Origin of the sequence: Kluyvera genomosp. 2, assembly GCF_036759865.1 — a bacterium.
GTDB classification, from domain to species: Bacteria; Pseudomonadota; Gammaproteobacteria; order Enterobacterales; family Enterobacteriaceae; genus Kluyvera; species Kluyvera ascorbata_B.
Genome location: NZ_JAPKIA010000005.1, coordinates 1 through 21,464, shown reverse-complemented (window position 1 = coordinate 21,464; position 21,464 = coordinate 1). Strand labels below are relative to the sequence as shown.

Sequence of the window (21,464 nt, the reverse complement as noted above, 5' to 3'; positions counted from 1 at the left end):
GGTGCGTCTTACTCCGCGACGCTGTCGCGCAGCGGTCTTATCGGGTTCACCTGAACCTGCTTAATCACGTTATCCTGCACGTCGAGAATATCAATATCATAGTGGGCGATACGCACCCGCGTGCCTGCCGCCGGGATCTCTTCCAGCGCTTCGACAATCATTCCGTTCATCGTACGCGCTTCGTCTTCCGGCAGATGCCAGTTGAAGGCTTTATTGAGTTCGCGTACGTTGGCGCCGCCATCGATAATCACCGAGCCGTCGTTTTGCGGGTTAACCTCTTCGGCGAGCGAAGGAGACATCGAGGTGGTAAAGTCGCCAACGATCTCCTCCAGAATATCCTCAACCGTCACCAGCCCCTGAATATCGCCATATTCGTCGACCACCAGGCCCACTTTCTTTTTATTACGCTGGAATTTAACCAACTGAGTACTCAGCGGGGTACCCTCCGGGACGAAGTAAATCTCATCGGCGGCGCGCAGCATCACCTCTTTGGTGAACTCTTTTTTCTCGGTCATCAGCCGGTAGGCTTCGCGCACGCGCAGCATGCTGATGGCATCATCCAGCGAGTCGCGATACAACACAATGCGGCCGTGCGGCGAATGCGTCAGCTGGCGCACAATGGATTTCCAGTCGTCGTTGATGTTGATGCCGACGATCTCATTGCGCGGCACCATGATGTCGTCGACGCTGACTTTTTCCAGGTCCAGCACCGACAGCAGCATGTCCTGATTGCGGCGGGAGATCTGCGAGCGCGACTCGTTCACGATGGTGCGCAGCTCGTCTTTGCTGAGCGAACTGCTGATGGTGATATCGGTTTTGATGCCCATCATGCGCATCAGGATGCGGGTGATCAGATTCAGCAGCCAGACCAGCGGCATCATCAGTATCTGAAGCGGTGCCAGCAGGAAGCTGCTGGGGTAGGCGACTTTCTCAGGGTAGAGTGCGGCAATAGTTTTCGGCAGCACTTCGGCAAACACCAGCACCACAAAGGTCAGCACCCCGGTGGCGATAGCGACGCCCAGGTCGCCGTACAGGCGCATCCCGACGATGGTGCCGAGCGCAGAGGCCAGGATATTGACGAGGTTGTTGCCAATCAGCACGAGGCTGATTAAACGATCGGGCTTTTGCAGCAGCTTCTCAACGCGCTTTGCGGGTTTGTTTCCCTGTTTGGCAAGGTGGCGCAGCCGATAGCGGTTTAGCGTCATCATGCCGGTTTCAGAGCCGGAGAAATAGGCGGAGATGACCACCATGATGATCAGCGTCACGATCAGCGTGGTGGTAGAAATATGTTCCAAGAGAATTCCTTAGTACTTAGCTCACGAATTGTTGAATGACGCGGCTACCAAAGTAGGCGAGCGTCAGAATGCCTGCGCCCGCGACGTTAAACCAGACTACCCGGCGGCCTCGCCACCCTTCATGATAGTGGCCCCATAACAACACGATATAGACGAACCAGGCGATGATGGAAAGGACGGCCTTGTCGATATTTTCCATGCTGAACAGGTTATGCATGTAAAACAGACCGGTACAAAGCGTCAGGGTGAGCAGGACGACGCCCACCTGAGTGATGTGAAACATTTTGCGTTCAATGACCATCAACGGCGGCATTTCATGACTGAATGCCAGCTTTTTGTTTTTGAGCTGGTAGTCAATCCACGCCAGCTGTAGCGCGTACAGGGCGGCGATGATCAGCGTGGCATAGGAGAACAGCGAGAGCCCAATATGCACCATCATGCCCGGCGTGGCTTCCAGGTGGGTAATAAACTCGTTGGGCATAAAGGTCGCGAAGGCGAGGTTGATGAGCGCAAACGCGTAGACAATAGGCAACAGCAGCCAGCCGCGGTTACGCGAGGCGACGATCGTCATCACCGTGCAGATCATCAGGCTCACCAACGAGCCGACGTTTAACAGGCTGAGGTTTTGCCCGCTTTCACCGCCCGGCAGAATGCGGGCTTCCAGCGCGAAGGCGTGGCATACCAGCGCGACGGTGGCGGAGAGAATCGCCATACGCCGCCAGCCGCTGTTTTTTTGCAGCAGACCGGGAATAATCAGCGCCAGGCTGACGGAGTAGGCAACAAGCGCGAGCAGGGCAAAAACAGGCATAAAGAGTCGGCAGTCGTCAAAAAGAAGAAAGAGAAGCAGTATATACGCAAAATCCATCGAGTTGTATCAAGGCGCACAGGCTATGTGAAGGCGGCGATGTCACGTTACGCGATATCAGCGCCCACCGTGGCCTCACAACTCGCTCGGTGTCGTGTTATACTCCCGCAAATTTCCGTTTTTTGGTCGCGCAAGCGACTCACCGTTTCCACCCCAGGCGAGAGACAATGTTTGATAATTTAACCGATCGTTTGTCGCGCACGCTGCGCAATATCAGTGGCCGTGGACGCCTTACTGAAGACAACGTAAAAGAGACGCTGCGCGAAGTGCGCATGGCGCTGCTGGAGGCTGACGTTGCGCTGCCGGTAGTGCGTGATTTTATCAATCGCGTAAAAGAGAAAGCGGTTGGTCATGAAGTTAACAAAAGCCTGACCCCGGGTCAGGAGTTCGTCAAAATCGTCCGTAGCGAACTGGTTTCGGCGATGGGCGAAGAGAACCAGACGCTCAACCTGGCCGCGCAGCCGCCGGCCGTGGTGCTGATGGCGGGCCTGCAGGGTGCGGGTAAAACCACCAGCGTCGGTAAGCTGGGTAAATTCCTGCGTGAAAAGCACAAGAAGAAAGTGCTGGTGGTCTCTGCCGACGTCTATCGCCCGGCGGCGATTAAACAGCTGGAAACCCTGGCCGAGCAGGTGGGCGTGGACTTCTTCCCGTCCGACGTTGGCCAGAAGCCTATCGACATCGTTAACGCGGCGCTGAAAGAAGCGAAGCTGAAATTCTACGACGTGCTGCTGGTGGATACCGCCGGTCGTCTGCACGTTGATGAAGCGATGATGGACGAAATCAAACAGGTTCACGCGGCCATTAAGCCAGTAGAAACCCTGTTTGTCGTTGACGCCATGACCGGCCAGGATGCGGCGAATACCGCTAAAGCCTTTAACGAAGCGCTGCCGCTGACCGGCGTGGTGCTGACCAAGGTCGACGGTGATGCACGCGGCGGGGCGGCGTTGTCTATTCGCCACATTACCGGTAAGCCAATCAAGTTCCTCGGCGTAGGTGAAAAAACCGAAGCGCTGGAGCCGTTCCACCCGGATCGTATCGCGTCCCGTATTCTCGGCATGGGCGACGTACTGTCGCTGATTGAAGATATCGAGAGCAAGGTTGACCGCGCGCAGGCTGAGAAGCTGGCGACCAAGCTGAAGAAAGGCGACGGTTTCGACCTGAATGACTTCCTGGAACAGCTCAAGCAGATGAAAAACATGGGCGGCATGGCGAGCCTGATGGGCAAGTTGCCGGGCATGGGTCAGATTCCTGACAACGTCAAATCGCAGATGGATGACAAAGTGCTGGTGCGTATGGAAGCGATCATCAACTCGATGACGCTGAAAGAGCGCGCGAAGCCGGAAATCATCAAGGGTTCCCGCAAGCGTCGTATCGCTCAGGGCTGTGGCCTGCAGGTGCAGGACGTGAACCGTCTATTGAAGCAGTTCGATGACATGCAGCGCATGATGAAGAAGATGAAGTCGAAAGGCGGCATGATGAAAATGATGCGCGGAATGAAGGGTATGATGCCCCCGGGATTCCCTGGCAGATAATACGGATTGCATTTTGCCCAAAAATGAGTAAAATTTTCGGGCTTTTAATATGACACCGGGCCCCTTCCCTCGATGGGGCCCGGTTGTTCTATTCACACAAGAGGATGTTATGGTAACTATTCGTTTAGCTCGTCACGGCGCTAAAAAGCGTCCGTTCTACCAGGTTGTTGTTACTGACAGCCGTAACGCACGTAACGGTCGCTTCATTGAGCGCGTTGGTTTCTTCAACCCGATCGCTTCTGGTTCGGAAGAAGGCACCCGCCTGGATCTGGATCGTATCGCACACTGGGTTGGCCAGGGCGCAACTATCTCTGATCGCGTATCTGCGCTGATCAAAGAAGCTAAAAAAGCAGCTTAATCTGTCACGGTGGTCATGATGAGCAAGCAACACACCGCACAAGCACCTGTTGATCCGATCGTATTGGGGAAAATGGGTTCTTCCTACGGTATCCGTGGTTGGCTCAGAGTGTTTTCCTCCACCGAAGACGCCGAAAGCATTTTTGACTATCAGCCCTGGTTAATCCAGAAGGCGGGTCAGTGGCAGACCGTTGAGCTGGAAAGCTGGCGCTACCACAATCAGGATATCGTCATTAAGCTGAAAGGCGTTGACGATCGCGATGCCGCGAATCTGCTGACGAACTGCGAAATTATCGTGGATTCCTCGCAGCTGCCGGCGCTGGAAGATGGAAGCTATTACTGGAAAGACCTGATGGGCTGCCAGGTAGTGACTACGGAAGGCTACGGTCTCGGTAAAGTCATCGATATGATGGAAACCGGGTCGAATGACGTTCTCGTCATTAAGGCAAACCTGAAAGATGCATTTGGTATCAAGGAGCGGTTGGTTCCGTTCCTCGATGGGCAGGTTATCAAGAAAGTCGATCTCGCTACTCGTACTATCGAAGTAGATTGGGATCCTGGTTTTTAAACCACCGGATAAACGGTAAAAGACGGCGCTATGTGGATTGGCATAATTAGCCTGTTTCCTGAAATGTTCCGCGCAATTACCGATTACGGGGTAACTGGCCGGGCAGTAAAAAATGGCCTGCTGAGCATCCAGAGCTGGAGTCCTCGTGACTTCACGCATGACCGGCACCGTACCGTGGACGATCGTCCTTACGGCGGCGGACCGGGGATGTTAATGATGGTGCAACCTTTACGGGACGCCATTCATGCAGCAAAAGCCGCGGCAGGTGAAGGCGCAAAGGTGATTTATCTGTCACCTCAGGGACGCAAGCTTGATCAAGCGGGCGTCAGTGAACTGGCCACGAATCAAAAGCTGATTCTGGTATGCGGTCGCTACGAAGGTATCGATGAGCGCGTGATTCAGACCGAGATTGACGAAGAATGGTCTATCGGCGATTACGTTCTCAGCGGTGGAGAGTTACCGGCAATGACGCTGATCGACTCCGTTTCCCGGTTTATTCCGGGTGTACTGGGTCATGAAGCTTCAGCATTCGAAGATTCGTTTGCCGATGGGTTGCTGGACTGTCCGCACTACACTCGCCCTGAAGTGTTGGAAGGGATGGAAGTACCGCCGGTTCTGCTGTCGGGAAACCATGCTGAGATACGTCGCTGGCGTTTGAAGCAGTCGCTGGGCCGCTCCTGGCTTAGAAGACCTGAACTTCTGGAAAACCTGGCTCTGACTGAAGAGCAAGCAAGGTTGCTGGCGGAGTTCAAACAGGAACACGCACAACAGCAACATAAACATGATGGGCTGGTCTGAGACCCCCAAATATCAGTTTACCCAGGATAAGAGATTAAATTATGAGCAACATTATTAAGCAACTTGAACAAGAACAGATGAAGCAGGACGTACCTTCCTTCCGTCCGGGTGATACCGTGGAAGTGAAAGTATGGGTTGTTGAAGGTTCCAAAAAACGTCTGCAGGCATTTGAGGGCGTGGTTATCGCTATTCGTAGCCGCGGTCTGCACTCTGCATTCACTGTTCGTAAAATTTCCAACGGCGAAGGCGTTGAGCGTGTCTTCCAGACTCACTCTCCGGTAGTTGACAGCATTGCTGTTAAACGTCGTGGTGCTGTACGTAAAGCTAAACTGTACTACCTGCGTGAGCGCACTGGTAAGTCTGCTCGTATCAAAGAGCGTCTTAACTAATATTCGCGCAAGCGACATCCTGTTAAAAAGGGCTGGCCGAAAGGCTGGCCCTTTTTTTATCTTCATGCGCACCTTGCGTTAACATTTGGTTGCTAAATCATTTACAATACCCTTGTTCTCTGGAGGGTAGCGTGAACGGCAAAATCACCCATATCATCGCATTTAAACGGCGGGCCGCCTGGCTTGCGCTGTTTGCTATGGCGCTGATTGTTTTTGCACCGCTGGTTTCCATATCGCTCCAGCCAACGGCGATGAGCGCGATGCCGGGCATGCACCATGAAATGAGCATGCCTATGCCGGCACACCACTCCGTGCCGCAAAACATGCCCGTTGACCATGGCGAGGCCTGCGGCTACTGCGTTTTGTTGACCCACGTGCCGGGGATGATACTGGCGTTGTGCGTGCTGTTATGCGCGCTACTGCTGCGCGTTAACGTTGTTCCCTTCCTGCCAACGATAAGCCACTGGCATTTCTTCCCCTGGCTCTTTCCCGATACCCGCGCGCCGCCGCGAGGGTCTGCTTTACCTGCTTAATAACGATAAATGACGCTTCAGCGTCACGCTTCATTTCGCATGAACAAAGGAAAAGTATGACAACCTGCACCTCGCGGGCGGCATGGGTGCACCTGCTGCGCCGCCTGCATTTTTTTATCGGCCTGTTTGTCGGGCCCTTTATCTTCGTTGCGGCCCTGACCGGCACGCTGTATGTGGCTACGCCTCAGCTCGAAAACGTGCTGTATCACCAGGCGCTGCACGGCAGCACCGAGGGTGAGCCTCAGCCTATTGCAGCACAAATTGCCGTCGCGGAACGCGCGCTGGATACACCGCTGCGTCTGAGCGCGGTTCGACCGGCTTTGGACGCGGGCACAACGACGCGTGTGATGTTCGCTGACCCTGTGCTACAGCCATCAGAAAACCGTGCGATTTTTATCGACCCGGTCACGCTGGCGGTGAAAGGGGACATGACGGTCTACGGCACCAGCGGCATTCTGCCGCTACGTCAGTGGATAGACTACGCGCATCGTTCGCTGCTGTTGGGCGATGTCGGACGCCTTTATAGCGAACTGGCTGCCTCATGGATGTGGGTCGCGGCACTGGGAGGTGTGGTGCTGTGGGCTTTTACCCGGCCAAAACGGCGAATAAAAAACCGCCTGCAAAATACCCGCCGCGTTCATGTTACCCTTGGCTGGTGCCTGCTGGCGGGAATGCTGCTGTTTTCAGCCACCGGGCTAACCTGGTCACAGTGGGCGGGCGGCAACGTCGATAAGCTGCGGGCGTCGTTAGGTTGGTTAACGCCACAGGTTAATACCCAACTGCACGGCGCCAGCCTGATGCCGATGGATCCACATACGGAGCACCGCGGGCATCATGGCGAGAAGGCTGCTCATGAGTCGACGATCGGTTGGGACAGTATTGATACTGTCCTCAATGTGGCCCAACGAGGCGGCATCAACGCAAGGTCTCTGGAGATCCGTCCGCCGCGCAGTGACGATCGCGCCTGGACGGTCACCGAGATCGATCGGCGCTGGCCAACGCAGGTTGATGCGGTCGCCATCGATCCGCAGTCGCTGGCGATAATCGATAGCACACAGTTTGCTGACTTCCCGCTGATGGCTAAGTTGACGCGTTGGGGCGTGGATTTTCACATGGGGATCTTGTTCGGCTTGCCGAACCAGCTGCTGCTGATCGCCTTTGGCCTAGCGTTGTGCGCGGCTATTGTGATGGGCTATCGCCTGTGGTGGATCAAACGCCCGTCTCAGGCGGAGACAAACCCACTGCTGACGCTAACGCACAGCTGGCGGGCGCTGTCGCTACCGGCCCGCTGTGGCACATTACTACTCGCCGTAGCATGCGGGTTTGCGCTTCCGGTTATGGGCATCAGTCTGGCGCTGTTTATGCTGTTTGACTGGCTACGCTGGCGAGCGGCTGTGCGGATGCCGCTCGTCGAATCGTCCGTCGAGTAACCTTACGGCGCGCTGATCACCACCGCCACACGGCGGTTTTCAGCGCGCCCTTGCGAGGTGCTGTTGCTGGCGACAGGGTATTTTTTGCCTAAGCCGCGCGTGGTGAGATTGCTGCGCGGAATATGAGCGCCTTTTGCCCAGGCATCGGCGACGACATTCGCGCGTTTCAGCGACAGGACTTCGTTATAGCGGTCTTCGCCGTAATTGTCTGTGTGCCCGTCCATTCGGGCGTGGTTTAAACCGGTTGCCGCGAGGCGTGACGCCATGGCCTGGATCTGTGTTTCACTTTCAGGTCGCAGCCCGGCTTCGTTTTTATCGAACAGAATCTTATCCGAGAGGCCCAGCGACCAGTCGCCATTTAATTCGTTAAAGCCATAAGATTGCATCGCTGCGACCTGTTCAGGGGTGAATTTGCCCTGCGGTGTCTGACAACCGGTCAGCAGCAGTGATGCCAGTAAGCATGGAGCAAGATATCGCTTTAACATATCGTTTTCCTTTCTAATATAGTGTCTTAGACCGCTGATTTTTGGCTTGATACATATTGCGGTCTGCCTTTTCCAGTAGTACCTCCAGCGAGGTACTTTCCCACGCTAGCGCAAAGCCGATGCTGAGAGACATCGATGTATTTTGGCCGTTATGCAGATCGAACGGACGGGTAAACTGCTGTGCCAGCGCGTGACAAATCCGTTGAACGTCGTGTTCTGAATGGACGCCGGAGAGCACCATGGCAAACTCATCGCCGCCAAGGCGGTACGATTGATGACGCTGACCGCCGAACGCAATCATTCGACTGGCAATTTCTGTCAGTACGAAGTCGCCTGCGTTGTGCCCCCAGGTATCGTTAATGTGTTTAAAGTTGTCCCCATCGAGAAAAAGCAGGGCTGAGTGTGTTTTAGCAACGTCATCATTCATTAACGCCGCTATGCGGTTGCCGAACGCCGCGCGGTTCGCCAGACCCGTAAGGGGATCGTGCATGGCGGAACGCAGCAACTGAGCATTGGTTTCCTGTAGCTTCAGCTGCCACTCTTCCATTTCAGCCAGCAGGCTGTTGAAGTCTTCGCCGAAACGGTGAAACTCTTCGATTCGACCCTGCTTGACGCGGCGGGAGAAGTTGCGATTGGTGCGCGCATCATGTACGACATCGGTGATATTTTGCATTTCCTCAACCATCCCGTGGTGCAGGGAGCGGGTAACCGTGAGCGCGATGCCTGAAGCGAAAAGTATGCAACCGGTGAGGACGGCAAAGGACATCCAGATAAAGTGACCAATCAGGCTGTCGCGTGCGGTCAGATAAATTTCGCCGATTGGTTTGCCGTTATGCATGATGGGCTGAGCGATAGGTTCCGGAAACAGCCAGCGACTGACCAGCGCGCCCAATGTATCGGTATTGTCTTCAGGGTTCCACGACCAGTGAGCAAAGCGCTTTTTATGCACATCTTAGACCTCCGCCATCGCAAACTGCCCCTGTTTCCCGAGCGTTTCCAGGGTGTCATTTGCCGCCTGCGGATCGTTGAAAACCAGCGATGCTTCAAGGGTATGGCTCATTGTCGCACCGGTCAGCTCGAGGTTCTTTTGCGCGTATTGCTTTAATGTCACCACCGACGCGAGGCACAGCAAAAGCCATATAAAGGTCATGGTTATGATGACGCTTATTATGTTAATCCGGCGCAGCGTTCTTTTAAACGTAGGTCGCGGAGTGAAGGTGAAATCCTTATTCATGCTTTTTATTCCGGGCAAGCATTAATACATCCGGATTCACTCTTACGCCGCTGCGAGACAGTGCATCCAGATTAACGGAAAACCGGACCTCATCGTCCTCTATTATTAAACAAAACGCGCTGCCAATAGCACATTCAGGGTTATGTTCGGAGATTAATAGTAACGGTCGGTTGCGATATTGGTTGATTAATTCAAGCTGTTGTTCAGGCGACTCGGTGCCAAAGTAAATACCATCGCATTTTGCGGCGACGGCCTGCTGAGCGTTACCGACCCGCTCAGCCGTATAAGGCAGACCACCGGACATACTGAGGGCGTCGACATATCGGGAAGAGGTCAGGATACAGAGTCGGGGAGGCGCGGAAAGTGACGGCCATCGCGTGTAGCTGACGATGCCGGAGACAATCGAGCGCACCGATTTATCGGTTTCAGTCAGCGGAGCGGCGCTTACCGAGGCCAACGATAGTGTCAGCATCAGCAGTAGAATCAGTCGGGACAAAGCTATCAAGAATGAATTTCTCACGAGAATCCGCCATACCGCTCTGGAGCGTGTTACCCGGGGGAGTTGTAGGCAGAAGATCATTGTTTATTAAAACCATCATTATGTCAGAAATTCGATTGATGAAATTTAGGTTAAATCCCACAGTTGTATTTATTTCAGCATGTCAAAAGGCAATAAATTACGGCTGGTGGCGATGTTGATCTCCTCGGCTTCCGGCGCAGCGTAGTGAGTGAGCCGCAAAGGGAAAAGGTTCGCCCGCTAATTCTTTGCGATGGATAAATGTCGGGTTATCCATTTCCTGTGGGCCATCGATCTCACTATAGGCTTATTTATAAGGGATGGTTGGCCGTATTGTTAAATTTATCGGCTAACTTCAGGTTTTCTTTAAGTCGAATGTCATCGTAGGCGTTTTGGCCTGCGAGGGGGAGCGGATATCTATCGGGCAACCGTCGGGAGTTAAACGCGGTGGGAGCCATTTTTTACGGAGGATAACGATCCTATAGCAATGAGGTGTAACAATTAGTTTACTATTTTATGGGCTGTTTTCGGCAATAAATTTGCAAGTGTAAATATAAGTGTACGTATTTTGGATTGAAATCTTTACTTTCTGTGGTATTGTAGGTTCTACCTCATTGAGGCAACAACTATCGCAAACGAGTCATAACAGGTAATGCCATCATGCAAAAAGACGCGCTGAATAACGTAAATATCGCCGATGAAGAAGTTTTGATCACGCCGGATCAGCTGAAAGCTGAATTCCCGCTCTCCGTTGAGCAGGAAGCGCAAATCGCCCAGTCACGTAAAACGATTACTGACATTATTGCCGGCCGCGATCCGCGCCTGCTGGTGGTATGCGGGCCTTGCTCCATTCACGATCCGGAAGCTGCGATTGAATATGCGCGTCGATTTAAAACACTGGCGGAAGAGGTCAGCGATAGCCTCTACCTGGTGATGCGCGTCTACTTTGAAAAGCCGCGTACCACCGTCGGCTGGAAAGGGCTTATCAACGATCCGCATATGGATGGCTCGTTTGATGTGGAAGGCGGTCTGAAAATCGCTCGTCGTCTTTTGGTTGAACTGGTGAGCATGGGGCTGCCGTTGGCCACCGAGGCGCTGGATCCGAACAGCCCGCAGTACCTTGGCGATCTGTTCAGCTGGTCGGCGATTGGTGCACGTACGACGGAGTCGCAGACTCACCGTGAAATGGCTTCAGGCCTGTCGATGCCGGTTGGCTTTAAAAATGGCACAGATGGCTCGCTGGCGACGGCGATCAACGCGATGCGCGCGGCGGCAATGCCGCACCGTTTTGTGGGCATCAACCAGGCCGGTCAGGTCTGCCTGCTGCGTACCCATGGTAACCCGGATGGCCATGTGATTCTGCGTGGCGGTAAAAAACCGAACTACGGCCCGGAAGATGTGGCGCAGTGCGAAAAAGAGATGGAACAGGCGGGACTGCGTGCATCGCTAATGGTAGATTGCAGCCATGGTAATTCCAATAAAGACTACCGCCGTCAGCCAGCGGTGGCGGAATCCGTTGTCGCGCAGATTAAGGACGGTAATCGTTCTATCATTGGTCTGATGATTGAAAGTAATATTCACGAAGGCAGTCAGTCTTCCGAGCAGCCGCGCAGTGAGATGCAATACGGCGTTTCGGTGACCGATGCTTGCATCAGTTGGGAAACCACCGATGCGCTGCTGCGTGAACTCGACAAGGATTTACGCGGCCATCTGGCAGCTCGTCTGGCGTAAGAGGATTGTATGGTTGCTGAACTGACCGCGTTACGCGATCAAATTGATGAAGTCGATAAGGCGTTGCTGAACCTGCTGGCGAAGCGTATGGCGCTGGTGGCCGAAGTTGGCGAAGTAAAAAGTCAGTATGGCCTGCCCATTTACGTACCGGAGCGTGAAGCCTCGATGCTGGCTTCGCGCCGCAAAGAGGCGGCGGCGATGGGCGTGCCGCCCGATTTGATTGAAGACGTGCTGCGTCGCGTCATGCGTGAGTCTTATTCCAGCGAAAACGACAAGGGGTTCAAAACGCTGCGTCCGTCGCTGCGCCCGGTGGTTATCGTTGGCGGCGGTGGCCAGATGGGGCGGCTGTTTGAAAAGATGCTGACCCTTTCCGGCTACCAGGTGCGGACGCTGGAAAAAGAAGACTGGCCGCGTGCGGCGGACATTGTGGCGGATGCCGGTATGGTGATTGTCAGCGTCCCTATTCACATTACCGAACAGGTGATTGCGAAGCTGCCGCCGCTGCCGGCGGACTGTATTCTGGTTGATTTGGCCTCGGTAAAAGCCGGGCCGTTGCAGGCGATGCTGTCGGCGCATTCGGGGCCCGTTGTCGGGCTGCATCCGATGTTTGGCCCGGACAGCGGCAGTCTGGCGAAGCAGGTAGTGGTCTATTGCGATGGCCGCCAGCCAGAGGCCTATCAGTGGTTCCTGGAGCAGATTCAGGTCTGGGGAGCGCGTCTGCACCGTATTAGCGCCGTTGAGCATGACCAGAATATGGCGTTTATCCAGGCGCTGCGTCACTTTGCTACCTTTGCGTACGGGCTGCATCTGGCGGAAGAAAACGTTCAGTTGGAGCAACTGCTGGCGCTCTCCTCGCCGATTTACCGCCTTGAACTGGCAATGGTCGGGCGACTGTTTGCTCAGGATCCGCAGCTGTATGCCGACATTATTATGTCGTCCGGCAACAACCTGGCGCTGATTAAACGCTACTACCAGCGCTTTGGTGAGGCGATTGGCCTGCTGGAGCAGGGCGATAAGCAGGCGTTTATTGATAGCTTCCGTAAGGTTGAACACTGGTTCGGCGACTACGCACAACGTTTCCAGAGTGAGAGCCGGGTCTTGTTACGCCAGGCGAATGACAGTCGGCAGTAAGTAAAAACTGTATATACTTGAAAGCCAGGGGAAATCCTCTGGCTTTTTTTATGGGATAAAGACAATGGCTGATGTAAACCTGCTGTTTGATTACACCGGACACCTGCCGGAATGCCCAACCTGGAGCGGTGCCGAACAGGCGCTCTACTGGGCGGATATCATGGAGTGTGAAATTCACCGCTATGTGCCCGCGACCGGCATGCATCAGGTCTTACAGTTTCCGGAAGAAGTTGGCTGCTTCGCGCTGCGGGAAAAAGGTGGCTTTATCGTCGCGCTGCGCAGCGCTATCTGGCTGGCCGACAGCCGCGGCCTGCTACAGCATAAAATCTGTGATAACCCGAGTAACCCCCAGCTTGCGCGGTTCAACGACGGTGGAACGGACAGAGACGGGCGCTTCTACGCAGGAACCTTTTGGGGGCCAGGCGACTATAACGGTGCGCTGCTGATGCGGATCGATAATCAACTCAAACCGAAGGTGATTCAGTGCGATATTCATGGCGCCAACGGTCTGGCATTCAGCGAGGATAAGCGCTGGATGTACACCTCAGATACGCCCAACGGCGTCATTTACCGTACGCCGCTGGATGCGGACGGTGAGCCCGGCGTACGAGACGTTTTTCGCGTGTTTAGCGAGGGTGAGGGGATCCCGGACGGGGCGGCGATGGATGAAGAAGGATGCTACTGGAGCGCCATGTTTGACGGCTGGCGTGTCGCGCGCTTTTCACCAACGGGAGAGCAGCTTGCTGAGTATCACCTACCGGTGCGTTGCCCAACTATGGTTTGTTTCGGCGGCGCGGATATGCGGACGCTGTTTATCACCACCACCCGTGAGAATATGTCGGCACAGGAGGTGGCAAAATATCCACTTTCCGGGGCTATCTTCACCCTGCCGGTTGCGGTGGCAGGCATGAAGAAGCGGCCGTTTATCGAACGTTAGACCGGATCGACCGGTACGACGTTTTCGCTGGGATAGCAGCCCAGCACTTTCATTGAGCGGGTAATGCCGGAAAGTTCCTTCAGCGCCTTTTGCATGGGCAGTGCGTCCAGGTTCGCCTGGACGTCGAGATAAAACATCTCTTCCCACGGGTTGCCGTGAATCGGACGCGATTCGAGCTTGGTCATGATCAGATTGTGGTTACGCAGCACCAGCAGTGCTTCAACCAGCGCACCGGCCTGCTGGCCGGTTGCAATCAGCAGCGTGGTTTTCGCCGGCACCTGGTCAGAGACGTTTACCGCTTTACGCGCCAGAACCAGGAAACGCGTAATGTTCTGCGTCTGGTTGGCCTGGCAATGTTCAAGCACCTGCAGACCATACAGCTTGCCACCGGCTTCGCTGCCCAGCGCCGCGACGGTCGGTGAGTTGGCCTGCGCGACTTTCTCCATCGCCGCCGAGGTGCTCTCGGTATATTCAATTTTCCACTGCGGATAGTGGCTCAGGAACTGGCTGCACTGCTGGAACGGCTGCGGATGGCTGTAGACCGTTTCAATGGTTTCCAGCGTGCTGCTGCCGTTGGTCAGGACGCAGTGGTCAATGGGTACCGTCATCTCGCCGACGATCGACAGACTGGTGTGCTGTAGTAGATCGTAGACGTCGTTGATGCCGCCGGAGCTGGTATTTTCAATTGGCACCACCGCATAGTCGGCCTGGCCGGTTTCGACCTGATTGAAGATATCGGCAAATTTCAGGCAGCCGCTTTCAATAAACTGCTCAAAATGGCGAGCGGCATACTGGCGGGCCGCAAGATGCGAGTAGGAGCCTTTCGGGCCAAGGAACGCGATACGTGCCGAGTGGGGGTTAATCTTGTTCAGATGCTGCTGAAGCAGCGTTTGTTGGGTAAGAACGGAATCTTCAATGATGAGCTGGAACAGCCGGGTAATATAATGCGCGTCGAGCTGGTGGGTTTTGCCGAGCATAATCAGGCGCTCAAGCAGATCGCGCTCGCGGTCAATGTCGCGCACCGGTCGGTGAGAGGCCAGCTTCGCTTTACCCACCTCGATAGCCAGACCGCGTCGCTCGGCCAGCAGGCTCACTAATTTTTCATCCAGCGCGCTGATTTTATCGCGTATCGCCAGTAACGGGTTTTCCGAAGTCATCATGTTTGCCTTTCTTGTTATCAATAAAAAAGGCCCCCCGGAGTGGGAGGCCTTGTTGTTCGTCTTCGCATTCTTTATCACACGACGAAACGCCTCCCAATCAGGGGAAGGTAAAAAAGAATGCGAAGAAAAACGGTAGACGTTTCACAGTTGGCTTAAATCCTTAGCGTGATGAGGTTTTACAGTACTCGTTCTGTTTTCGTTCTGTCAATAAAAAACGCGCCCGAAGGCGCGTTGGCGATACACATTAAAGTACAGTTTACTCTTCTTCAACTTCCACGAAGCTTGCGTCTTTCACCGATGTGGTGGCACGACGGGCTTCCCCTTTGTGTTGCACCTTATTGAGCTGCCGTTCCAGCTTGTTGATCAATTCGTTAATGGCGGTGTACATATCTTCATGTTTCGCACTGGCGACCAGATGCCCGTTCGGGGTATTCATCGTGGCGTCCGCTACAAATCCCTGTGGCTCTTTAGACAGAATGATATGTGGGTTGATTAAGTGGGTTTGCCATTTATCCAATTTTGCGAGACGGTCTGCGACATGCTGGCGAATAGCCGGAGTAATTTCCATTTGTTTACTGGTAATGTTCATTGTCATAAATTTTACCTCTTGTCTTTCCGTCTTGGTGATTCCAGCATACCTCGGATTTGGTTAAAATGTGTGATGAAGATCACATTATTTTGTCACTTTTTGTCAGTGCATTCTTTTTGTGAGTCAGAACAGGAAGACGTGATTTTTTACTTGTCGGCGCGGGAAAATACGGCCATATTTGATAGGATGGCTTGAGGCTAAAGCGCTTCAGCAAGTCATTAAAATGGATAAAAAAACGGCAGCCATCGGGCTGCCGTTTTACTTTTACAGATCCGAATCAGGACTGGGTGGTCTTGCTGTTGGCGGCGATGATTTTCGCCACTTTGTCCGCCTGCGCCGTCATCTGCATTTGGCGATAGGCATTTTCCATCTTCGGCAGGGCGTCACGCGTTGCCTGCGTATCTGGATAGTTACGCATCATGTTTTCGACGCGGTTTACTACCGCAACCCATGCACCACGCGCGGTGTAGTAATCAACAACGGAAAGTTCGTACTTCGCCAGGCGGTCTTTCAGGAAGATAAGACGTTTGTTGGCGTCGGTGACGTATTGACTGTTCGGGTAGCCGCGCACCAGCTTCGAGAAGTCGTTAAACGCGTCACGGGCATGCTGCGGATCGCGATCGGAGCGGTCAACGCCGAAAAAGCCCTGCAGCGCGCTATCGTCCAGCGCCATGTTGGTTAAGCCGCGCATGTACATGACGTAGTCGATGTTCGGGTGCGTCGGATTCAGACGAATGAAACGGTCAATCGCAGCCTGGGCCAGCGGCAGATCGGCATTTTTGTAGTATGCATAGATCAGATCCAGCTGTACCTGCTGAGAATATGGCCCGAACGGATAGCGGTTATCCAACGCTTCCAGTTGCGTTATTGCCTGTTTCCAGTTACCGTCCTGCAGCTTTTGCTGAGCAGTTGCGTAGATTTCATTAGGCGGATTATCAGGAACCTCTTCCTTTGAACCAGAGCACCCCGCCAAAGCCAGGCTCAACGTGGCCGCTGCCACCAGATATTTCATGCGCGTCATGACGTTTTGACTTTCCTCAAAATGTTTATACGGGATATTCACAGTTCCTGTTCCCGATTAAGACCAGCTACAATAGCACACTATATTAAACGGCGAAGCCGTAAAAACCCAACGTTAACGAAGAAGCTGTATATGGCACAACGAGTACAACTCACCGCAACGGTGTCCGAGTCACAACTCGGTCAACGCTTAGATCAGGCTTTGGCCGAAATGTTCCCTGATTATTCGCGATCGCGCATAAAAGAGTGGATCCTCGACCAGCGCGTTCAGGTCAACGGCAAAGTTTCAGACAAGCCGAAAGAAAAAGTCATGGGTGGCGAGTCCGTCGCTATCGATGCGGAAATCGATGAAGAGATCCGCTTTGAAGCGCAGGATATCCCACTCGATATTGTATATGAAGATGAAGATATTCTCGTCATCAACAAGCCGCGCGACCTGGTAGTTCACCCTGGCGCCGGTAACCCGGACGGTACGGTGCTGAATGCGCTGCTGCACTATTATCCGCCGATTGCCGATGTACCGCGTGCGGGCATCGTCCACCGTCTGGATAAAGACACGACCGGTTTAATGGTGGTGGCGAAAACCGTTCCGGCGCAAACGCGTCTGGTTGAGTCGCTGCAGCTGCGCGAAATCACCCGCGAGTATGAAGCGGTGGCGATTGGTCACATGACGGCTGGCGGTACCGTTGAGGAACCGATCAGCCGTCACCCGACCAAACGCACCCACATGGCGGTTCACCCTATGGGGAAACCGGCGGTGACGCACTATCGCATTATGGAACACTTCCGTGTGCACACGCGTCTGCGGCTGCGTCTGGAAACCGGGCGTACGCACCAGATCCGCGTGCACATGGCGCACATCACCCATCCGCTGGTGGGCGATCAGGTCTACGGTGGCCGTCCGCGTCCGCCGAAGGGCGCATCGGATGAGTTCATTTCGGTTCTGCGTAAGTTTGACCGCCAGGCGCTGCATGCGACCATGCTGCGTCTGTATCACCCGATCTCGGGCATTGAAATGGAATGGCATGCGCCTATCCCGCAGGATATGGTCGATTTGATCGCTGCGATGCGCGCTGACTTTGAAGAACATAAGGATGACGTAGACTGGTTATGACCAAAATCATTGTCCCGGAATGGCCGCTGCCGCAAGGCGTGGCCGCCTGTAGTTCAACGCGCGTCGGCGGCGTCAGCGAAGGCGCGTGGGACTCTCTGAATCTCGGCGCCCACTGTGGCGATAACCTCGAGCACGTTGAAGAGAACCGCAAGCGTATGTTTGCGGCGGGCAAACTGCCGTCGAAACCGGTATGGCTGGAGCAGGTCCACGGTAAAGACGTGCTGCACCTCACCGGTGAGCCTTATGCCTCAAAGCGTGCAGATGCCTCCTACAGCAATACGCCCGGGACAGTGTGTGCGGTGATGACGGCGGACTGCCTGCCCGTGCTGTTCTGCAACCGCGCGGGGACCGAAGTGGCAGCCGCGCATGCGGGTTGGCGCGGTCTGTGCGATGGCGTACTGGAAGAAACCGTCGCCTGCTTTAACGATAGTCCTGAAAACCTTCTTGCCTGGTTTGGCCCAGCAATTGGCCCACGGGCGTTTGAAGTCGGGCCGGAAGTGCGTGAGGCGTTTATGGCGAAAGATGCCAACGCGGAAAGCGCATTCTATCCCACAGGCGATAAATATTTCGCCGATATTTATCAGCTGGCGCGCCAGCGTCTGGGCAACGTCGGCGTGAATGCCGTGTTCGGCGGCGACCGTTGTACCTTCAGCGAAAAGGATGATTTTTTCTCTTATCGCCGCGACCGTATTACGGGTCGTATGGCAAGTTTCATCTGGCTGATATAACCTATAGAATCAAGACGATCCAGAAGGCAGACAGTTTTTTCTCATCGATTAGGTCATTTAACCTTGAATAATTGAGGGATGACCTCATTTAATCTCCTGTAGCAAAATTGACCTATTATGGGAGGAGTCATGCGTCTGGATCGTCTTACCAATAAATTCCAGCTTGCTCTTGCCGATGCCCAGTCGCTCGCGCTGGGGCACGACAACCAATTTATCGAACCTCTTCATTTAATGAGCGCCTTGCTGAATCAGGAAGGGGGCTCGGTACGTCCTTTGTTAACGTCCGCGGGCATCAACGCCGGCCAGCTACGCACGGCTATCGATCAGGCGCTGAGCCGTTTACCCCAGGTAGAAGGTACCGGGGGAGACGTACAGCCGTCGCAGGATCTGATGCGCGTGCTGAATCTTTGCGACAAGCTGGCGCAAAAACGCGGCGATAACTTTATTTCGTCGGAACTGTTCGTTCTGGCGGCGCTTGAGTCTCGTGGCACACTGACCGACCTGCTAAAAACGGCAGGCGCTACCACCGCCAATATCACTCAGGCAATTGAACAGATGCGCGGAGGTGAAAGCGTGAATGACCAGGGTGCCGAAGACCAACGTCAGGCATTGAAAAAATACACCGTCGATCTGACCGAGCGTGCTGAACAGGGCAAACTCGACCCGGTTATCGGCCGTGATGAAGAAATCCGCCGTACCATTCAGGTACTGCAGCGTCGTACCAAAAATAACCCGGTGTTAATCGGTGAACCGGGCGTCGGTAAAACGGCGATCGTCGAAGGGCTGGCGCAGCGAATCATTAATGGTGAAGTCCCGGAAGGTTTAAAAGGCCGTCGCGTACTGGCGCTGGATATGGGCGCGCTGGTGGCTGGGGCGAAATACCGCGGTGAGTTTGAAGAACGTCTGAAAGGCGTATTGAACGATCTGGCGAAACAGGAAGGCAACGTTATCCTGTTTATCGATGAGCTGCATACGATGGTAGGTGCGGGGAAAGCCGACGGCGCGATGGATGCCGGTAATATGCTGAAACCGGCGCTGGCTCGTGGTGAGCTGCACTGCGTCGGCGCCACTACGCTGGACGAATATCGCCAGTACATCGAGAAAGATGCGGCGCTGGAACGTCGTTTCCAGAAAGTGTTCGTTGCTGAGCCTTCGGTAGAAGACACCATCGCGATTCTGCGTGGTCTGAAAGAACGTTATGAACTGCACCACCACGTGCAGATTACTGACCCGGCAATCGTGGCGGCAGCAACGCTGTCTCACCGTTATATTGCCGACCGTCAGTTGCCGGACAAAGCCATCGACCTGATCGATGAAGCGGCCTCCAGCATTCGTATGCAGATTGACTCCAAGCCGGAGGAACTTGACAGACTCGACCGCCGTATTATCCAGCTCAAGCTGGAACAGCAGGCGCTGATGAAAGAGTCTGACGAGGCAAGTAAAAAACGTCTCGACATGCTTAATGACGAGCTGAATGATAAAGAGCGTCAGTATTCCGAGCTGGAAGAAGAGTGGAAGGCAGAGAAAGCCTCGCTTTCTGGCACTCAGACAATCAAAGCTGAACTGGAGCAGGCGAAAATTGCCATCGAGCAGGCGCGTCGCGTCGGTGACCTGGCGCGGATGTCCGAACTGCAGTACGGCAAAATTCCAGAGCTGGAGAAACAGCTGGAAGCGGCAACGCAGTCTGAAGGTAAAACCATGCGCCTGTTACGTAATAAAGTGACGGATGCCGAGATTGCCGAAGTACTGGCACGCTGGACCGGGATTCCGGTTGCCCGCATGCTGGAAGGCGAGCGTGAGAAACTGCTGCGTATGGAGCAGGATCTGCACAGCCGCGTGATTGGGCAGAACGAAGCGGTTGAAGCGGTATCGAACGCGATTCGCCGTAGCCGTGCCGGGCTGTCCGATCCTAACCGTCCGATCGGTTCATTCCTGTTCCTGGGGCCAACCGGGGTAGGTAAAACTGAGCTGTGTAAGGCGCTGGCTAACTTTATGTTCGACAGCGATGACGCGATGGTGCGTATCGACATGTCCGAGTTTATGGAGAAACACTCCGTGTCGCGTCTGGTGGGTGCACCTCCAGGATACGTCGGCTATGAAGAGGGCGGTTATCTGACAGAAGCGGTACGCCGTCGTCCTTATTCCGTCATCCTGCTGGATGAAGTGGAAAAAGCGCACCCGGATGTGTTCAACATTCTGCTGCAGGTATTGGACGATGGTCGCCTGACCGACGGGCAGGGGAGAACGGTCGATTTCCGCAATACGGTTGTCATCATGACCTCGAACCTGGGTTCGGATCTGATTCAGGAGCGTTTCGGCGAACTGGACTACGGGCATATGAAAGATCTGGTGCTGGGCGTTGTAAGCCACAGTTTCCGCCCAGAATTCATTAACCGTATCGATGAGGTTGTGGTATTCCATCCGTTGGGGGAAAAACACATCGCATCAATTGCCCAGATTCAGCTGCAGCGTCTGTACCAGCGCCTGGAAGAGCGTGGCTATGAAACGCAGATCTCCGATGAAGCTCTGCAGTTGCTGAGTAAAAATGGCTACGATCCGGTATATGGCGCACGTCCTCTGAAACGTGCTATCCAGCAGCAGATTGAAAACCCGCTGGCACAGCAAATCTTGTCTGGCGAGCTGTTGCCGGGGAAAACTATCCGCCTGGAAGTGAAAGACGACCAGATAGTGGCAGTACAGTAAGTCACAAAAAGAAGAAAACGAGCCCTTTAGGGCTCGTTTTTGTTTATAAACCAGGCGAAAATAAGATGATTGGATGAAAAGTAGACGAACGAAAAGTTTTTCCTATTTTATGCTTGCAGCTTCTCATTTTCTCCCTATAATGCGCCACCACTGACACGGAACAACGGCAAACAAGTCGCCGGGTCAGCGAAGTTCTTTCAAGAACTTCAGCGAAGTAAGCGAAAATAAAAACTTGACTTCGTGGCGGGATGGCGTAACATACACACCCCGCGCCGCTGAGAAAAAGCGAAGCGGCACTGCTCTTTAACAATTTATCAGACAATCTGTGTGGGCACTCGAAGATACGGA

The 21,464-nt window shown here is 54.2% G+C and carries 21 protein-coding genes, 1 pseudogene and 1 other annotated feature; of the genes and pseudogenes, 13 read left to right on the top strand and 9 right to left on the bottom strand.

Annotation, left to right across the window (positions count from 1 at the left end; genetic code table 11):
• Positions 1-8 precede the first annotated feature (8 nt).
• Both V6942_RS06345 and V6942_RS06340 read right to left on the bottom strand, forming a co-directional pair.
• Positions 9-1,295 carry an HlyC/CorC family transporter gene (locus tag V6942_RS06345; RefSeq protein WP_106928404.1) on the bottom strand — a complete coding sequence of 429 codons (1,287 nt, stop codon included), beginning with the start codon at positions 1,293-1,295 and terminating at the stop codon, positions 9-11.
• A 16-nt stretch (positions 1,296-1,311) separates the two neighbouring features.
• A complete protein-coding gene (locus V6942_RS06340; RefSeq protein ID WP_106928444.1) occupies positions 1,312-2,103 on the bottom strand; it encodes a cytochrome C assembly family protein in 792 nt (263 codons plus the stop codon).
• Between the two features lie 224 nt (positions 2,104-2,327).
• Between V6942_RS06340 and ffh the strand changes: the two genes are divergently transcribed.
• From ffh to V6942_RS06305, 7 genes are all read left to right on the top strand, one after another.
• Positions 2,328-3,692, top strand: a complete 1,365-nt coding sequence (gene ffh, locus V6942_RS06335) for a signal recognition particle protein (RefSeq protein WP_064543362.1) — start codon at positions 2,328-2,330, stop codon at positions 3,690-3,692.
• A gap of 109 nt (positions 3,693-3,801) precedes the next feature.
• The gene (gene rpsP, locus V6942_RS06330; protein WP_181358019.1) at positions 3,802-4,050 is read left to right on the top strand and encodes a 30S ribosomal protein S16; all 249 of its coding nucleotides are present in this window, start codon (positions 3,802-3,804) and stop codon (positions 4,048-4,050) included.
• Positions 4,051-4,068: 18 nt separating this feature from the next.
• Positions 4,069-4,617 carry a ribosome maturation factor RimM gene (rimM, locus tag V6942_RS06325; protein WP_035894946.1) on the top strand — a complete coding sequence of 183 codons (549 nt, stop codon included), beginning with the start codon at positions 4,069-4,071 and terminating at the stop codon, positions 4,615-4,617.
• Between the two features lie 30 nt (positions 4,618-4,647).
• Positions 4,648-5,415 carry a tRNA (guanosine(37)-N1)-methyltransferase TrmD gene (trmD, locus tag V6942_RS06320; RefSeq protein WP_106928408.1) on the top strand — a complete coding sequence of 256 codons (768 nt, stop codon included), beginning with the start codon at positions 4,648-4,650 and terminating at the stop codon, positions 5,413-5,415.
• 41 nt (positions 5,416-5,456) lie between these two features.
• Positions 5,457-5,804, top strand: coding sequence for a 50S ribosomal protein L19 (gene rplS, locus V6942_RS06315; RefSeq protein ID WP_006687325.1), 348 nt, complete (start codon positions 5,457-5,459; stop codon positions 5,802-5,804).
• A gap of 131 nt (positions 5,805-5,935) precedes the next feature.
• Positions 5,936-6,337, top strand: a complete 402-nt coding sequence (locus V6942_RS06310) for a DUF2946 domain-containing protein (protein ID WP_333500958.1) — start codon at positions 5,936-5,938, stop codon at positions 6,335-6,337.
• A 56-nt stretch (positions 6,338-6,393) separates the two neighbouring features.
• Positions 6,394-7,767 carry a PepSY-associated TM helix domain-containing protein gene (locus V6942_RS06305; protein ID WP_333500957.1) on the top strand — a complete coding sequence of 458 codons (1,374 nt, stop codon included), beginning with the start codon at positions 6,394-6,396 and terminating at the stop codon, positions 7,765-7,767.
• A gap of 2 nt (positions 7,768-7,769) precedes the next feature.
• Here the strand turns inward: V6942_RS06305 and V6942_RS06300 are convergent, their stop codons facing one another.
• The 3 genes and pseudogenes from V6942_RS06300 to V6942_RS06290 all read right to left on the bottom strand — a co-directional run bounded on the left by V6942_RS06300 (position 7,770) and on the right by V6942_RS06290 (position 10,006).
• Positions 7,770-8,252 carry an OmpA family protein gene (locus tag V6942_RS06300; RefSeq protein WP_106928412.1) on the bottom strand — a complete coding sequence of 161 codons (483 nt, stop codon included), beginning with the start codon at positions 8,250-8,252 and terminating at the stop codon, positions 7,770-7,772.
• Positions 8,253-8,265: 13 nt separating this feature from the next.
• Positions 8,266-9,486: pseudogene (dgcN, locus tag V6942_RS06295) on the bottom strand (diguanylate cyclase DgcN).
• Positions 9,479-10,006 (bottom strand): YfiR family protein, encoded by a 528-nt coding sequence (locus tag V6942_RS06290; protein ID WP_333500956.1) that lies wholly within the window; start codon positions 10,004-10,006, stop codon positions 9,479-9,481. Before V6942_RS06290 ends, dgcN begins: the two are co-directional and overlap by 8 nt.
• Before the next feature lie 657 nt (positions 10,007-10,663).
• Between V6942_RS06290 and aroF the strand changes: the two genes are divergently transcribed.
• The 3 genes from aroF to V6942_RS06275 all read left to right on the top strand — a co-directional run bounded on the left by aroF (position 10,664) and on the right by V6942_RS06275 (position 13,802).
• Positions 10,664-11,734: a 3-deoxy-7-phosphoheptulonate synthase AroF gene (aroF, locus tag V6942_RS06285; protein ID WP_106928418.1), complete on the top strand. Its 1,071-nt coding sequence runs from the start codon at positions 10,664-10,666 to the stop codon at positions 11,732-11,734.
• A gap of 9 nt (positions 11,735-11,743) precedes the next feature.
• Positions 11,744-12,865 (top strand): bifunctional chorismate mutase/prephenate dehydrogenase, encoded by a 1,122-nt coding sequence (tyrA, locus tag V6942_RS06280; RefSeq protein ID WP_182967252.1) that lies wholly within the window; start codon positions 11,744-11,746, stop codon positions 12,863-12,865.
• A 64-nt stretch (positions 12,866-12,929) separates the two neighbouring features.
• Complete coding sequence (locus V6942_RS06275) at positions 12,930-13,802, top strand: SMP-30/gluconolactonase/LRE family protein (RefSeq protein WP_106928422.1); 873 nt, start codon at positions 12,930-12,932, stop codon at positions 13,800-13,802.
• Here the strand turns inward: V6942_RS06275 and pheA are convergent.
• From pheA to bamD, 4 genes are all read right to left on the bottom strand, one after another.
• Entirely contained in the window at positions 13,799-14,959 is a 1,161-nt protein-coding gene (gene pheA, locus V6942_RS06270) for a bifunctional chorismate mutase/prephenate dehydratase (protein ID WP_182930597.1), read from the bottom strand. The two genes, V6942_RS06275 and pheA, sit on opposite strands and share 4 nt — an antisense overlap.
• Before the next feature lie 23 nt (positions 14,960-14,982).
• Positions 14,983-15,108, bottom strand: a sequence feature (Phe leader region).
• Positions 15,060-15,107 carry a pheA operon leader peptide PheL gene (gene pheL / locus V6942_RS06265; RefSeq protein WP_100279143.1) on the bottom strand — a complete coding sequence of 16 codons (48 nt, stop codon included), beginning with the start codon at positions 15,105-15,107 and terminating at the stop codon, positions 15,060-15,062. It overlaps the preceding feature by 48 nt.
• Positions 15,109-15,218: 110 nt before the next feature.
• The gene (raiA, locus tag V6942_RS06260) at positions 15,219-15,557 is read right to left on the bottom strand and encodes a ribosome-associated translation inhibitor RaiA (protein WP_106928426.1); all 339 of its coding nucleotides are present in this window, start codon (positions 15,555-15,557) and stop codon (positions 15,219-15,221) included.
• A gap of 271 nt (positions 15,558-15,828) precedes the next feature.
• Positions 15,829-16,572 (bottom strand): outer membrane protein assembly factor BamD, encoded by a 744-nt coding sequence (bamD, locus tag V6942_RS06255; RefSeq protein ID WP_106928448.1) that lies wholly within the window; start codon positions 16,570-16,572, stop codon positions 15,829-15,831.
• Between the two features lie 132 nt (positions 16,573-16,704).
• Here bamD and rluD point away from each other — a divergent pair, with 132 nt between their 5' ends.
• The 3 genes from rluD to clpB all read left to right on the top strand — a co-directional run bounded on the left by rluD (position 16,705) and on the right by clpB (position 21,116).
• Positions 16,705-17,685, top strand: coding sequence for a 23S rRNA pseudouridine(1911/1915/1917) synthase RluD (rluD, locus tag V6942_RS06250; protein ID WP_106928428.1), 981 nt, complete (start codon positions 16,705-16,707; stop codon positions 17,683-17,685).
• Positions 17,682-18,413 (top strand): purine nucleoside phosphorylase YfiH, encoded by a 732-nt coding sequence (gene yfiH / locus V6942_RS06245; RefSeq protein WP_333500955.1) that lies wholly within the window; start codon positions 17,682-17,684, stop codon positions 18,411-18,413. The genes rluD and yfiH overlap by 4 nt, the downstream gene beginning before the upstream one ends.
• A 129-nt stretch (positions 18,414-18,542) precedes the next feature.
• Positions 18,543-21,116, top strand: a complete 2,574-nt coding sequence (clpB, locus tag V6942_RS06240; protein WP_182930166.1) for an ATP-dependent chaperone ClpB — start codon at positions 18,543-18,545, stop codon at positions 21,114-21,116.
• Positions 21,117-21,464: the final 348 nt, after the last annotated feature.